Source organism: Pseudomonas frederiksbergensis (assembly GCF_000802155.2).
In the GTDB taxonomy this organism is placed as follows: Bacteria; Pseudomonadota; Gammaproteobacteria; order Pseudomonadales; family Pseudomonadaceae; genus Aquipseudomonas; species Aquipseudomonas frederiksbergensis_A.
The window spans coordinates 481,091-493,602 of record NZ_JQGJ02000003.1; the positions used below are offsets into that span (position 1 = coordinate 481,091).

The following is a 12,512-nucleotide window of genomic DNA, read 5'->3' on the forward strand; positions in this document are numbered from 1 at the left end:
TCCAATGCACGCGCTACAAGCCAAGATCCTCGACCCTCGCATCGGCAACGAATTTCCGCTGCCGCAATACGCTACACCGGGCTCCGCCGGTCTCGACCTGCGGGCGATGCTCAAGCAGGACACGGTGCTGGAACCGGGCCAGACCCTGCTGATTCCTACCGGCCTGTCGGTGTACATCGGCGACCCGGGCCTGGCCGCGCTGATCCTGCCGCGCTCGGGGCTTGGCCACAAGCACGGCATCGTGCTGGGCAACCTGGTAGGCCTGATCGATTCCGACTACCAGGGCGAACTGATGGTGTCGTGCTGGAACCGCGGCCAGACCGCTTTCAACATTGCCATCGGCGAGCGCATTGCCCAACTGGTGCTGGTGCCGGTGGTCCAGGCTCACTTCGAGCTGGTCCAGGAATTCGACGAAAGCCAGCGTGGCGCCGGCGGTTTCGGGCACTCCGGTAGCCATTGATGCGGCGTTTGCGGCCGGGCGCCCTGCCCGGCTGCTTTATTAAGCTTCTGTTTCAGGACTAAATATGCGTAACGGCTGCCGACGAGGTTTCCCACCCGGAATCAAGGTTTTAGACCGTTCAGACCGGGATAACGCTGTCTCATGGCACTTTCCCACCGCGAACTCTCTGCCAAAAACGTCGTCATACCCTTCAGCTTGAGCCTGCCGACGCCAAATGTCGGTGTGTCCAGTCACTTTCCTGAGTAGAGCGCCCCGCCCATGAACACCCCAGCCGCAATTGCCCCGATCTTTCCCGACAGCATCTTCCGCGCCTACGACATCCGTGGCGTCGTGCCGGAAACCCTGACGGCTGAAACTGCCTATTGGATTGGCCGCGCCATCGGCTCCCAGAGCCTGGCCCAGGGCGAACCGAACGTGAATGTTGGCCGCGATGGCCGCTTGTCCGGCCCGGAACTGGTCGAGCAACTGATCAAGGGCATCGCCGACAGCGGTTGCCATGTCAGTGATGTCGGCCTGGTGCCAACACCGGCGCTGTACTATGCCGCCAACGTGCTGGCCGGTAAATCTGGCGTGATGCTCACCGGCAGCCACAACCCGTCGAACTACAACGGTTTCAAGATCGTCATCGCCGGCGACACCCTCGCCAACGAGCAGATCCAGGCGCTGCACACCCGTCTCAAGACCAATGACTTGAGCAGCGGCAAGGGCACCGTGACCAAGGTCGACATCCTCCCGCGCTACAACGATGAGATCGTCAAGGACGTAAAACTCGCCCGCCGATTGAAAGTGGTGGTCGATTGCGGCAACGGCGCGGCCGGCGTGATCGCACCGCAATTGATTGAAGCCCTGAATTGCGAAGTCATCCCGCTGTTCTGCGAGGTCGACGGCAACTTCCCGAACCACCACCCGGACCCGGGCAAGCTGGAAAACCTGCAAGACCTGATCGCCAAGGTCAAGGAAACCAACGCCGACCTGGGCCTGGCCTTCGACGGCGACGGCGACCGCGTGGGCGTGGTGACCGAGACCGGCAGCGTCGTATTCCCGGACCGCCTGTTGATGCTGTTCGCCAAAGACGTAGTGGCGCGCAACCCCGATGCTGAGATCATTTTCGACGTGAAATGCACCCGTCGCCTGGTGCCGTTGATCAAGGAATACGGCGGTCGCCCGCTCATGTGGAAAACCGGCCACTCGTTGATCAAGAAAAAAATGAAACAGAGCGGCGCCCTGCTGGCCGGCGAAATGAGCGGCCACATCTTCTTCAAGGAACGCTGGTTCGGTTTTGATGACGGCATCTACAGCGCGGCACGCCTGCTGGAGATCCTCAGCAAGGAGCAATCCAGCGCGGAAGAGCTGTTCGCAACCTTCCCGAACGATATTTCTACGCCAGAAATCAATATCCATGTGACCGAAGAGAGCAAATTCAGCATCATTGATGCACTGCACGACGCCCAGTGGGGCGAAGGCGCCGAACTGACCACCATCGACGGTGTGCGGGTCGACTACCCACAAGGCTGGGGCCTGGTTCGCGCCTCCAACACCACACCGGTGCTGGTGCTGCGTTTCGAGGCCGACAACGAGGCCGAGCTGCAGCGCATCAAGGATGTTTTCCACACCCAACTCAAACGTGTTGCACCTGATCTCAAACTACCGTTTTGATTTTTGAATCACCACCGGAGCCCTGAATGACCCTCGAACGCGAAGCCGCCGCCAACACCGCCAAGGTCCTGTCCGAAGCGTTGCCTTACATCCGACGCTATGTCGGCAAGACACTGGTGATCAAGTACGGCGGCAACGCGATGGAAAGCGAGGAGCTGAAAACCGGCTTCGCCCGCGACATCGTTCTCATGAAAGCCGTGGGCATCAACCCGGTAGTAGTACACGGTGGTGGCCCGCAGATCGGCGACCTCCTCAAGCGGTTGTCGATCGAGAGCCACTTCATCGATGGCATGCGCGTCACCGACGCGCAGACCATGGACGTGGTGGAAATGGTCCTCGGCGGCCAGGTCAACAAGGACATCGTCAACCTGATCAACCGCCACGGCGGCAGCGCCATCGGCCTGACCGGCAAGGACGCCGAGCTGATCCGGGCGAAGAAGCTCACCGTCACCCGCCAGACTCCGGAGATGACCCAGCCGGAAATCATCGACATCGGTCACGTGGGCGAAGTGGTCGGCATCAACACCGACCTGCTGAACCTGCTGGTCAAGGGCGACTTCATCCCAGTCATCGCGCCAATTGGCGTGGGCGCCAACGGCGAGTCGTACAACATCAACGCCGACCTGGTGGCCGGCAAGGTCGCCGAGGCACTGAAGGCCGAAAAGCTGATGCTGCTGACCAACATTGCCGGCCTGATGGACAAGACCGGCAAGGTCCTGACCGGATTGTCGACCCAGCAAGTCGACGACCTTATCGCGGATGGCACGATCTACGGCGGCATGTTGCCGAAGATCCGTTGTGCGCTGGAAGCGGTCCAGGGCGGTGTCGGCAGCTCGCTGATCATCGATGGTCGCGTGCCGAATGCGATCCTGCTGGAGATCTTCACCGACACCGGCGTAGGTACCTTGATCAGCAATCGCAAGCGTCCTTAAGCGATACCGTTAAAAAAAGACCCCGCTCAATCTGGTTGAGCGGGGTCTTTTTTTACACTTTTGCAGATGCTCTTGTGGCAAGGGAGCTTGCTCCCTCGCCACAAGAGCCAATCAGCGGTTTTCTCAGACGCCGAACTGTGCCCGATAAGCCTCTACCGCCGGCAGATGCTGCTTGAGCTGCGGATCGTCGGCCAAGAATTCCAGCACCTGGTTCAGCGACACAATGCTGATCACCGGAATGCCGAAGTCACGCTCCACTTCCTGGATCGCCGACAGCTCGCCGTTGCCGCGCTCCTGGCGGTTCAGGGCGATCAGCACACCGGCAGCCTTGGCGCCTTCCTGGGAAGCGATGATCTGCATCACTTCGCGAATGGCGGTGCCCGCAGTGATCACGTCGTCGATGATCAATACTTCGCCGGTCAGCGGCGCGCCGACCAGGCTGCCGCCTTCGCCGTGGGCCTTGGCTTCCTTGCGGTTGAAGCACCAGGGCAGGTCGCGGCCGTGGTGTTCGGCCAGGGCGACAGCGGTGGTGGCGGCCAGCGGGATGCCTTTGTAGGCCGGGCCGAACAATACGTCGAACGAGATGCCGCTCTCGACGATGGCTGCGGCATAGAAACGGCCCAACTGCGCCAGGGCGGTTCCACTGTTGAACAAGCCCGCATTGAAGAAGTACGGGCTGGTGCGCCCGGACTTGAGGGTGAATTCACCGAAGCGCAAAACGCCGCGATCGATGGCAAAGCGAATGAAATCGCGCTGATACGCCTGCATGAAAAAAGCCTCAAATACCGCGGATTTAGCTAAATAGGTACACGGCGTGTATCATACACGCACGTGATTTTTGGGGCCATTTATGCGGATCATCAGTGTGAACGTCAATGGTATTCAGGCTGCAGTCGAGCGTGGTTTGCTCAGTTGGCTGCAAGCACAGAATGCCGACGTCATCTGCCTGCAGGACACCCGCGCCTCCGCCTTTGAACTGGACGATGCAGCCTTCCAACTGGATGGTTACTTCCTTTATGCCTGCGATGCCGAAGTCCCCGCCCAAGGTGGCGTGGCTCTGTACTCGCGGCTGCAACCGAAGGCTGTCATCAACGGTCTCGGTTTCGAGACGGCGGACCGCTACGGGCGCTACCTGCAAGCCGATTTCGACAAGGTCAGCATCGCGACCTTGCTGCTCCCTTCGGGGCAGAACGGCGATGAAGATTTGAATCAGAAATTCAAGTTGATGGACGACTTCGCCCGTTACCTTGATAAACAGCGGCGCAAACGTCGCGAGTACATTTATTGTGGCTCGCTGTACGTGGCGCAGCAGAAGCTGGATATCAAGAACTGGCGCGACAGCCAACAGTCTCCTGGCTTCCTGGCGCCGGAACGGGCCTGGATGGACGAGATCATTGGCAACATGGGTTATGTCGACGCCCTGCGTGAAGTCAGCCGTGAAGGCGACCAATACAGCTGGTGGCCAGACAACGAGCAGGCCGAGATGCTCAACCTCGGCTGGCGTTTCGACTACCAGTTGCTGACGCCCGGGTTGCGCCGCTTCGTACGCAGCGCCCGCCTGCCGCGCCAGCCACGGTTCTCGCAGCATGCGCCGCTGATCGTGGACTACGACTGGACGCTGACGATCTAAGCGTCATTCGCACCCATAAAAAAACCGACAGCAATGTCGGTTTTTTATGAGCGTTCATTCAAATGTGGGAGCTGGCTCCCACAAGGGCAATGCACCATTGATCGTTATTTAACCAACCGCCAGGTAAACGGATACCGATACGGCTGCCCTTCATTGGCTTTCACGCCACCAATGATGGTCAGCACCAGCGCACCGATGGCCACCAGGCCGAACAGGAAGAAGCCGATGACCACAATCATCAGCAGCAGGCTGATCGCCGAGGCAATCGCCACGGTGATCTGGAAGTTCAGCGCTTCCTTGCCCTGGGCATCGATGAACGGGTCGGATTCACGCTTGAGTTGCCAGAGCACCAGCGGCCCGATCAGCGTGCCAAACGGAATCCAGATCCCCAACAAGGCGGACAGGTGACAAAACATTGCCCATTGCCGCGCTTCTTTGCTCGGTTGGGGCAACAGGACTTGCTCATCACTCATGACATTCTCCTTGTCTGAAGCGCCTAACGATCAGTCGGCCAATGCGGCCTTTTGCAATTCGAAGATTTCGTTCATGCCTTTCTTCGCCAGCTCCAGCATAGCGTTCAATTCTTCCGGCTGGAACGGCGCGCCTTCGGCGGTGCCCTGCACTTCGATAAAGCCACCGGCGCTGGTCATGACCACGTTCAGGTCGGTCTCGGCGGCGGAATCTTCCAGGTAGTCCAGGTCCAGCACCGGCTCGCCCTGGTACATGCCCACGGACACGGCGGCGATCATTTGCTTGAGCGGGTCGCCGCCCTTCAGCCCGCCGCGCTTCTTGATCACTTTCAAGGCATCGACCAGCGCAACCATCGCACCGGTAATGGACGCCGTACGGGTGCCGCCGTCAGCCTGGATCACATCGCAATCGACGTACAGCGTGACATCGCCCAGCTTGGACATGTCCAGCGCGGCGCGCAGCGAACGGCCGATCAGACGCTGGATCTCCAGGGTCCGGCCGCCCTGCTTGCCACGGCTGGCCTCACGCTGGTTCCGCTCGCCGGTTGCGCGCGGCAGCATGCCGTATTCGGCGGTCAACCAGCCCTGGCCCTGGCCCTTGAGGAAACGAGGTACGCCGTTTTCGACGCTGACGGTGCAGATGACCTTGGTATCACCGAATTCGACCAGTACGGATCCCTCGGCGTGTTTGGTGTAGTTGCGGGTAATGCGGATCGAGCGAAGCTGATCGGCAGCGCGACCACTTGGACGTTTCATAGGGAACACCTGTACAGGGGACGGAAAACTGCCGGACATTATAGAGCCGTGGGCCGCTAGAGGGCAGTTCTAAAAAACCGATGCGACAGGTGAGCACGCCCGAAGTCCCGACCGACGGGCTGCAGCGCTTTTGTAACCGGAGCTGTTTGGGCGCATGCGTCCCACTGCGCTACAATCCTGCGCCTTTGCTGTTCTTCAGCATCAATCCACAGATCCCAGGCCCCACGAACCACGGTTGTGGCCGGCTTGCATAGCGAGGAATCCCCATGGTGCACAGCATGACCGCCTTCGCCCGTGTCGAAAAGGCCGGCGCCCAAGGCACGCTGAGCTGGGAATTGCGCTCGGTCAATAGCCGCTACCTGGAGCCGCACCTGCGCCTGCCAGAGTCCTTCCGCGACCTCGAAGGCGGTGTGCGCGAAGCGCTGCGCCAGGGCCTGTCCCGGGGCAAACTGGAATGCACCCTGCGTTTTACCGAAGAAAGCAGCGGCAAGACGCTGCAAATCGACCGCGAGCGCGCGGCACAACTGGTCGCCGCTGCCGAAACCGTCGCCAGCCTCATCAAGAATCCCGCCCCCCTGAACCCGCTGGAAGTCCTGGCCTGGCCAGGCGTCCTGGTAGGTGACGCCAGCGATCCACAGGCGCTGAACGCCGAGGCGCTGGCGCTGTTCAACCAAGGCCTGAAAGAACTCAAGGCCGGTCGCGAACGCGAAGGCGCGGAGCTGGCTCGGCTGATCAACGAGCGCCTGACGTCCATTGAAGAGGACGTCACCACACTGCGCGAACTGGTCCCGCAGATGCTCGCCACCCAGCGCCAGAAAGTCCTCGACCGCTTCGCCGACATGAAGGCCGAGCTGGACCCGCAGCGCCTCGAACAGGAAATGGTCATGCTCGCGCAAAAGAGCGACGTGGCCGAAGAACTCGATCGCCTGAGCACCCACATCATCGAAGTCCGCCGGGTGCTCAACTCCGGCGGCGCGGCCGGTCGCCGCCTCGACTTCCTGATGCAGGAGCTCAACCGCGAAGCCAATACACTGGGCTCCAAAGCCTTCGACCCGCGCAGCACGCAGGCGGCGGTCAACCTCAAGGTGTTGATCGAGCAAATGCGCGAACAAGTGCAGAACATTGAGTAAGGCTAACCCGACATGACCCACAGCACCGGCACTCTCTACATCATTTCCGCGCCTTCGGGCGCCGGCAAGACCAGCCTGGTCAAGGCCCTGATCGACGCCGAGCCGCAGATCCGCGTCTCGGTCTCGCACACCACCCGCGCCATGCGCCCGGGCGAAGTCAACGGCGTGAACTATCACTTCGTCGATCGCGAAGAGTTCGTGAAGATGGCCGAGCACGGCGACTTCCTCGAGCGCGCCGAGGTCTTCGGCAACCTCTACGGCACATCGCAAAGCTTCCTGCAGCAAACCCTCGACGAAGGCCACGACCTGATCCTGGAAATCGACTGGCAAGGCGCCGAGCAGGTGCGCAAGTTGATGCCCCACGCCCGTTCGATCTTCATCTTGCCGCCGAGCCAGCAAGCCTTGCGCCAGCGCCTGACCAACCGCGGCCAGGACAGCGACGAAATCATCGAGGGCCGAATGCGCGAAGCAGTCAGCGAGATGAGCCACTACGTCGACTACGACTACCTGATCATCAACGACGATTTCGCCCATGCGCTGGACGACCTGAAGGCGATTTTCCGCGCCAGCCAGCTGCAACAGAAACGCCAACAGCAACGTTTCGGTAAATTATTGGCCGAACTGCTGGGCTGAACAGCCCTTCCCAAAACCGCTGCGACGGCTTTACATTGGTACTCGCAGCGCGCCGAGGGGTTTGGTTAAAAAATCAGCGCTTCCCTAAACGCTGGTGTTTTTTTAAACTGTCGAGTCCGCTCGCCCAACCGGGCAGCGCGCATATTGCATTCGCTCCGAGGAATACCATGGCCCGCGTAACCGTTGAAGACTGCCTAGAACACGTGGAAAACCGCTTTGAGCTGGTCATGCTCTCTACCAAGCGTGCCCGTCAACTGGCCACCGGCGGCAAAGAGCCATTGGTCCAGTGGGAAAACGACAAGCCTACCGTGGTAGCGCTGCGTGAAATCGCCGAAGGCCTGATGAGCTACGAGTTCATCGCCAACGCTGAAATCGTTGAAGACGAACCGCTGTTCGCAGCGTTCGAGGACGAGTCCAACGAGGCGGTCTAAGCCTATGCCTGGTCGACGTAGCACGGCGCGGGGTCACAGCAGACGGCAGGAGTCATCATCATGCCGAGCATAGACGCCCTCGCCGATCGCTTATCGGCCTACCTCGGCACGGACCAGGTCAACCTGGTCCGCCGAGCCTATTTCTACGCCGAACAAGCCCACGACGGCCAGCGCCGCCGCAGCGGCGAGGCGTACGTCACGCACCCGCTTGCGGTGGCGAATATTCTTGCCGACATGCACATGGACCATCAGAGCCTGATGGCGGCCATGCTGCACGACGTGATCGAAGACACCGGCATCGCCAAGGAAGCGCTGCAAGCGCAGTTTGGCGAAACCGTGGCCGAACTGGTCGACGGGGTCAGCAAGTTGACCCAGATGAACTTCGAGACCAAGGCCGAGGCCCAGGCCGAGAACTTCCAGAAAATGGCCATGGCCATGGCCCGCGACATCCGCGTGATCCTGGTCAAGCTCGCCGACCGTTTGCACAACATGCGCACCCTGGAAGTGCTGTCTGGCGAAAAACGCCGGCGCATCGCCAAGGAAACCCTGGAAATCTACGCACCCATCGCCAACCGCCTGGGCATGCATGCGATCCGCATCGAGTTCGAGGACCTGGGCTTCAAGGCGATGCACCCGATGCGTTCGGCGCGCATCAACCAGGCCGTCAAGCGCGCCCGGGGCAACCGCAAGGAAATCGTCAACAAAATCGAAGAGTCCCTGAGCCATTGCCTGGCGATCGACGGCATCGAAGGCGAAGTCAGCGGGCGACAGAAGCACCTCTACGGCATCTACAAGAAAATGCGCGGCAAGCGCCGGGCCTTCAACGAGATCATGGACGTCTACGCGTTCCGGATCATCGTCGACAAGGTCGATACCTGCTACCGCGTGCTGGGGGCTGTACATAATTTGTACAAACCGTTGCCAGGGCGCTTCAAGGACTACATCGCGATCCCCAAGGCCAACGGCTACCAGTCGCTGCACACCACGCTGTTCGGCATGCACGGCGTACCGATCGAGATCCAGATCCGCACCCGCGAAATGGAAGAGATGGCCAACAACGGCATCGCTGCCCATTGGCTGTACAAATCCAGCGGCGACGAACAACCCAAGAGCACCCACGCCCGCGCGCGGCAGTGGGTCAAGGGTGTGCTGGAAATGCAGCAGAGGGCTGGCAATTCCCTGGAGTTCATCGAGAGCGTGAAGATCGACCTGTTCCCGGACGAGGTCTATGTCTTCACGCCCAAGGGCCGGATCATGGAGCTGCCCAAAGGCTCCACGGCCGTGGACTTTGCCTATGCCGTGCACACCGACGTCGGCAACAGCTGCATCGCCTGCCGCATCAATCGCCGCCTGGCACCGTTGTCCGAGCCATTGCAAAGTGGCTCCACGGTGGAAATCGTCAGCGCCCCCGGCGCGCGACCCAACCCGGCGTGGCTCAACTTCGTGGTCACCGGCAAGGCCCGCACGCATATCCGTCACGCACTGAAGCTGCAGCGCCGCTCCGAATCCATCAGCCTGGGCGAACGCCTGCTGAACAAGGTGCTAAACGGTTTCGACAGTTCGCTGGACAAGATCCCGACGGAACGCGTGCAGGTCATGCTCAACGAATACCGTCTCGAATTGATCGAAGACCTGCTCGAAGACATTGGCCTGGGCAATCGCATGGCCTACGTCGTCGCCCGCCGCCTGCTTGGCGAAGGCGAACAGCTGCCAAGCCCTGAGGGCCCACTGGCGATTCGCGGCACCGAAGGCCTGGTGCTCAGCTATGCCAAGTGCTGCACACCGATCCCGGGCGACCCGATTGTCGGCCACCTGTCCGCCGGCAAGGGGATGGTGGTGCACCTGGACAACTGCCGCAACATCAGCGAAATCCGCCACAACCCGGAAAAATGCATCCAGCTTTCGTGGGCCAAGGATGTCACCGGCGAATTCAACGTCGAACTGCGCGTCGAGCTGGAGCACCAGCGCGGCCTGATTGCCCTGCTGGCCAGCAGCGTCAACGCCGCCGACGGCAACATCGAGAAAATCAGCATGGACGAACGCGACGGTCGTATCAGCGTCGTCCAACTGGTGGTCAGCGTGCACGACCGTGTGCACCTGGCCCGCGTGATCAAGAAACTGCGCGCCCTGACAGGGGTCATCCGCATCACCCGGATGCGCGCATAGCGCCTCACCCGCCCACATTACAAGGAGTCATGAATGACCAAGACCGTAATCTCCAGCGACAAGGCCCCGGCCGCCATCGGCACTTACTCCCAGGCGATCAAGGCGGGTAATACCGTGTACATGTCCGGCCAGATCCCGCTGGACCCGAAAACCATGGAGCTGGTCGAGGGCTTCGAAGCCCAGACCGTGCAAGTTTTCGAGAACTTGAAGGCCGTGGCCGAGGCTGCCGGCGGCTCATTCAAGGACATCGTCAAGCTCAACATCTTCCTCACCGACCTGAGCCACTTCGCCAAGGTCAACGAGATCATGGGCAAGTATTTCGACCAGCCTTACCCTGCCCGCGCCGCCATTGGCGTGGCCGCCTTGCCAAAAGGCGCCCAGGTCGAGATGGACGCTATCCTGGTCATCGAATAAACAACCCGGCGCAGCCTCACCCGTTGCGCCGTTTTCGTTCTGAAAGGATTCCTTCATGCGCAAAGCGCTTGCCTTCTCGCTGCTTGCCCTCCTCCTGAGCGGCTGCGCCAGCAACCCTGCCGACCGTGACATCAGCGGCACCTGGATCAACCAGGCCGCCATCGACGCTGCCGCCAAGGGCGGCCCGCTTCGCGAAGCACTGCAGGCCTACGGGCCAAACCTGGAATGGGACGTCAACACCCGGGCCGGCCAGGCGCGCTACACCAATGGCTTTGAAAACGTTGAAGGCAAGTTGCTGGGCGAAGAAGACGGCGCCTGGAAAGTCAACTTCTACGGCAGCTCCGCCAGCGAACTCAAGCGCGACGGCGACCAGTTGAGCCAGACCGCTACCGAGAACGAACCACAGCAGGTGTTCGACCGTGCGCAAGTACAGGTACCGGAAGGCGCACCGATTGGCGCCAGTTTCGAACGAGCCCTGTATTCGGCTTATCTCGGCGGCACCTGGAACATTGCCGAAGGTCCCGGCCAGGGTGCCACCGTGCAATTCCAGCCTGATGGCCAGGTCAGCGGCTTGCCGGGCGCCGATCGCTACGCCTTGTGCCTGGCTGGCGGCTGCGCCTCCATGAGCAATGGCAACGACAATATCTGGCTACAGCAGAACGGCCTGGGCAACACCTGGATCTTTGCCCGCGACGGCAAGAAGCTGGAAATCTTCGAGACCGTCAACGCGTCTCTCGCCGATGAAATTCCATCGTTCACGCCGGGCGCTCGCAAGTGGGTGCTTGAAAAACAATAGGAGCCCCGACGGGTCCCCCTGTGGGAGCTTGCTCGCTCCCACAGTTTGTTTTGAGGTGACTGTAAATCAGCAGCGCCCTTCCAGAATCGCCGCATACCCCTCGCGAAAACTCGGATAACGCGGCACCCAGCCCAACGCCTTCGCCCGGGCATTGCTGCAGCGCTTGCTGCCGGCGCGGCGCACGCTGGCGTCTTCGGCCCATTCGGTGACGCCCATATAATCGCGCAACCAGCCCACCACCTCGGCCAGCGGCGCGGGGGCATCGTCGACACCGATGTAGCAGTCTTCCAGCGTCCGGCCCTGATGATCAGCTTTCAGCAGGTACGCCAGCAGGCCGGCGGCATCGTCGGCGTGGATGCGATTGGCGTACAGCGGTGGATCGATCACCACGCGATAGCCTTGGCGTACCTGGCTCAGCAGCCATTCCCGGCCCGGTCCATAGATGCCGGTCAGGCGCACACGACTGGCCGGGATGCCGCTGTCGAGCGCCAATTGCTCGGCCTCCAGCATCACCTGTCCGGAATAACCGCCCGCCTCGGTAGACGAGCTTTCATCGACCCATTCGCCTTTCTGCTGCCCGTACACACTGCTGCTGGACACGAAAAGCAATCGCCTGGGCCGCTGGCCATGCTGTTCCAGCCAGCCCAACACATGCCGTAACCCTTCGACATAAGCCGTGCGATAGCCCGCCTCGTCATGATCGGTGGCGGCGGCGCTATAAACTACATAATCCAAGGGGCCCGTGGGCCAATCAGCGGGGCATTGCTCGCTGAACAAGTCTCCTGCGACGCCGACAACCCCCGCCGGCAGGTTCGAAACCGTACGCCGCAAGCCATGGACGCGCCAATGCTCGGCCACCAGTTGGCTGGCCAGGCGACCACCAATATCACCGCAGCCGGCGATCAAAACAGAAGGCGCGGACATCATGAACTCCTCTGGAAAAGCCGCAGACTAGCCCTCGAGAGGGACGAGCGGCTAGCCATACGCGAAAAAAAGTTACTGTATTACTTTTGTTAACAAGAATTACTTGCAATAATG

The 12,512-nt window shown here is 60.9% G+C and carries 13 protein-coding genes and 1 pseudogene; 10 read left to right on the forward strand and 4 right to left on the reverse strand.

Annotated elements, in window-relative coordinates; translation table 11 throughout:
- Positions 1-4: 4 nt before the first annotated feature.
- The 3 genes and pseudogenes from dut (at position 5) to argB (ending at position 3,048) form a co-directional block, all read left to right on the forward strand.
- Positions 5-460 (forward strand): dUTP diphosphatase, encoded by a 456-nt coding sequence (gene dut, locus JZ00_RS08220; RefSeq protein WP_039590112.1) that lies wholly within the window; start codon positions 5-7, stop codon positions 458-460.
- A 252-nt stretch (positions 461-712) separates the two neighbouring features.
- A pseudogene (locus tag JZ00_RS08225) lies at positions 713-2,116 on the forward strand (phosphomannomutase/phosphoglucomutase); the annotation flags it as partial.
- A 26-nt stretch (positions 2,117-2,142) separates the two neighbouring features.
- A complete protein-coding gene (argB, locus tag JZ00_RS08230; RefSeq protein ID WP_025216133.1) occupies positions 2,143-3,048 on the forward strand; it encodes an acetylglutamate kinase in 906 nt (301 codons plus the stop codon).
- A 123-nt stretch (positions 3,049-3,171) separates the two neighbouring features.
- On the opposite strand, the gene pyrE is transcribed toward argB, so the two are convergent.
- A complete protein-coding gene (gene pyrE, locus JZ00_RS08235) occupies positions 3,172-3,816 on the reverse strand; it encodes an orotate phosphoribosyltransferase (RefSeq protein ID WP_039590108.1) in 645 nt (214 codons plus the stop codon).
- A gap of 82 nt (positions 3,817-3,898) precedes the next feature.
- Between pyrE and JZ00_RS08240 the strand changes: the two genes are divergently transcribed.
- Positions 3,899-4,678, forward strand: coding sequence for an exodeoxyribonuclease III (locus JZ00_RS08240; protein WP_013694557.1), 780 nt, complete (start codon positions 3,899-3,901; stop codon positions 4,676-4,678).
- A gap of 104 nt (positions 4,679-4,782) precedes the next feature.
- Here JZ00_RS08240 and JZ00_RS08245 read toward each other — a convergent pair whose 3' ends face one another.
- Both JZ00_RS08245 and rph read right to left on the reverse strand, forming a co-directional pair.
- Positions 4,783-5,151: a DUF4870 domain-containing protein gene (locus tag JZ00_RS08245; protein WP_039593637.1), complete on the reverse strand. Its 369-nt coding sequence runs from the start codon at positions 5,149-5,151 to the stop codon at positions 4,783-4,785.
- A 30-nt stretch (positions 5,152-5,181) separates the two neighbouring features.
- Positions 5,182-5,904 carry a ribonuclease PH gene (gene rph / locus JZ00_RS08250; RefSeq protein ID WP_003177262.1) on the reverse strand — a complete coding sequence of 241 codons (723 nt, stop codon included), beginning with the start codon at positions 5,902-5,904 and terminating at the stop codon, positions 5,182-5,184.
- A 266-nt stretch (positions 5,905-6,170) separates the two neighbouring features.
- On the opposite strand from rph, the gene JZ00_RS08255 reads away from it, so the two are divergent.
- The 6 genes from JZ00_RS08255 (at position 6,171) to JZ00_RS08280 (ending at position 11,474) form a co-directional block, all read left to right on the forward strand.
- The gene (locus JZ00_RS08255; RefSeq protein ID WP_039593636.1) at positions 6,171-7,034 is read left to right on the forward strand and encodes a YicC/YloC family endoribonuclease; all 864 of its coding nucleotides are present in this window, start codon (positions 6,171-6,173) and stop codon (positions 7,032-7,034) included.
- A gap of 12 nt (positions 7,035-7,046) precedes the next feature.
- Entirely contained in the window at positions 7,047-7,667 is a 621-nt protein-coding gene (gene gmk / locus JZ00_RS08260; RefSeq protein WP_039593635.1) for a guanylate kinase, read from the forward strand.
- A gap of 167 nt (positions 7,668-7,834) precedes the next feature.
- On the forward strand, positions 7,835-8,098 hold the full coding sequence (rpoZ, locus tag JZ00_RS08265) for a DNA-directed RNA polymerase subunit omega (protein ID WP_003177259.1): 264 nt from the start codon (positions 7,835-7,837) through the stop codon (positions 8,096-8,098).
- 60 nt (positions 8,099-8,158) lie between these two features.
- Positions 8,159-10,264 carry a bifunctional GTP diphosphokinase/guanosine-3',5'-bis pyrophosphate 3'-pyrophosphohydrolase gene (gene spoT / locus JZ00_RS08270; RefSeq protein ID WP_039593634.1) on the forward strand — a complete coding sequence of 702 codons (2,106 nt, stop codon included), beginning with the start codon at positions 8,159-8,161 and terminating at the stop codon, positions 10,262-10,264.
- A 33-nt stretch (positions 10,265-10,297) separates the two neighbouring features.
- Positions 10,298-10,678, forward strand: a complete 381-nt coding sequence (locus JZ00_RS08275) for a RidA family protein (protein ID WP_030142177.1) — start codon at positions 10,298-10,300, stop codon at positions 10,676-10,678.
- Between the two features lie 55 nt (positions 10,679-10,733).
- On the forward strand, positions 10,734-11,474 hold the full coding sequence (locus tag JZ00_RS08280; protein ID WP_039593633.1) for a hypothetical protein: 741 nt from the start codon (positions 10,734-10,736) through the stop codon (positions 11,472-11,474).
- Positions 11,475-11,540: 66 nt separating this feature from the next.
- Here JZ00_RS08280 and JZ00_RS08285 read toward each other — a convergent pair whose 3' ends face one another.
- Positions 11,541-12,398 carry an NAD-dependent epimerase/dehydratase family protein gene (locus JZ00_RS08285; RefSeq protein WP_039593632.1) on the reverse strand — a complete coding sequence of 286 codons (858 nt, stop codon included), beginning with the start codon at positions 12,396-12,398 and terminating at the stop codon, positions 11,541-11,543.
- Between the last annotated feature and the right edge of the window lie 114 nt (positions 12,399-12,512).

Excerpts from the sequence above, each read along its gene's own strand:
- dut (WP_039590112.1), top strand. The coding sequence starts at position 5 with ATGCACGCGCTACAAGCCAAGATCCTCGACCCTCGCATCGGCAACGAA.
- argB (WP_025216133.1), top strand. The coding sequence starts at position 2,143 with ATGACCCTCGAACGCGAAGCCGCCGCCAACACCGCCAAGGTCCTGTCC.
- pyrE (WP_039590108.1), bottom strand. The coding sequence starts at position 3,816 with ATGCAGGCGTATCAGCGCGATTTCATTCGCTTTGCCATCGATCGCGGC.
- JZ00_RS08240 (WP_013694557.1), top strand. The coding sequence starts at position 3,899 with ATGCGGATCATCAGTGTGAACGTCAATGGTATTCAGGCTGCAGTCGAG.
- JZ00_RS08245 (WP_039593637.1), bottom strand. The coding sequence starts at position 5,151 with ATGAGTGATGAGCAAGTCCTGTTGCCCCAACCGAGCAAAGAAGCGCGG.
- rph (WP_003177262.1), bottom strand. The coding sequence starts at position 5,904 with ATGAAACGTCCAAGTGGTCGCGCTGCCGATCAGCTTCGCTCGATCCGC.
- JZ00_RS08255 (WP_039593636.1), top strand. The coding sequence starts at position 6,171 with ATGGTGCACAGCATGACCGCCTTCGCCCGTGTCGAAAAGGCCGGCGCC.
- gmk (WP_039593635.1), top strand. The coding sequence starts at position 7,047 with ATGACCCACAGCACCGGCACTCTCTACATCATTTCCGCGCCTTCGGGC.
- rpoZ (WP_003177259.1), top strand. The coding sequence starts at position 7,835 with ATGGCCCGCGTAACCGTTGAAGACTGCCTAGAACACGTGGAAAACCGC.
- spoT (WP_039593634.1), top strand. The coding sequence starts at position 8,159 with ATGCCGAGCATAGACGCCCTCGCCGATCGCTTATCGGCCTACCTCGGC.
- JZ00_RS08275 (WP_030142177.1), top strand. The coding sequence starts at position 10,298 with ATGACCAAGACCGTAATCTCCAGCGACAAGGCCCCGGCCGCCATCGGC.
- JZ00_RS08280 (WP_039593633.1), top strand. The coding sequence starts at position 10,734 with ATGCGCAAAGCGCTTGCCTTCTCGCTGCTTGCCCTCCTCCTGAGCGGC.
- JZ00_RS08285 (WP_039593632.1), bottom strand. The coding sequence starts at position 12,398 with ATGTCCGCGCCTTCTGTTTTGATCGCCGGCTGCGGTGATATTGGTGGT.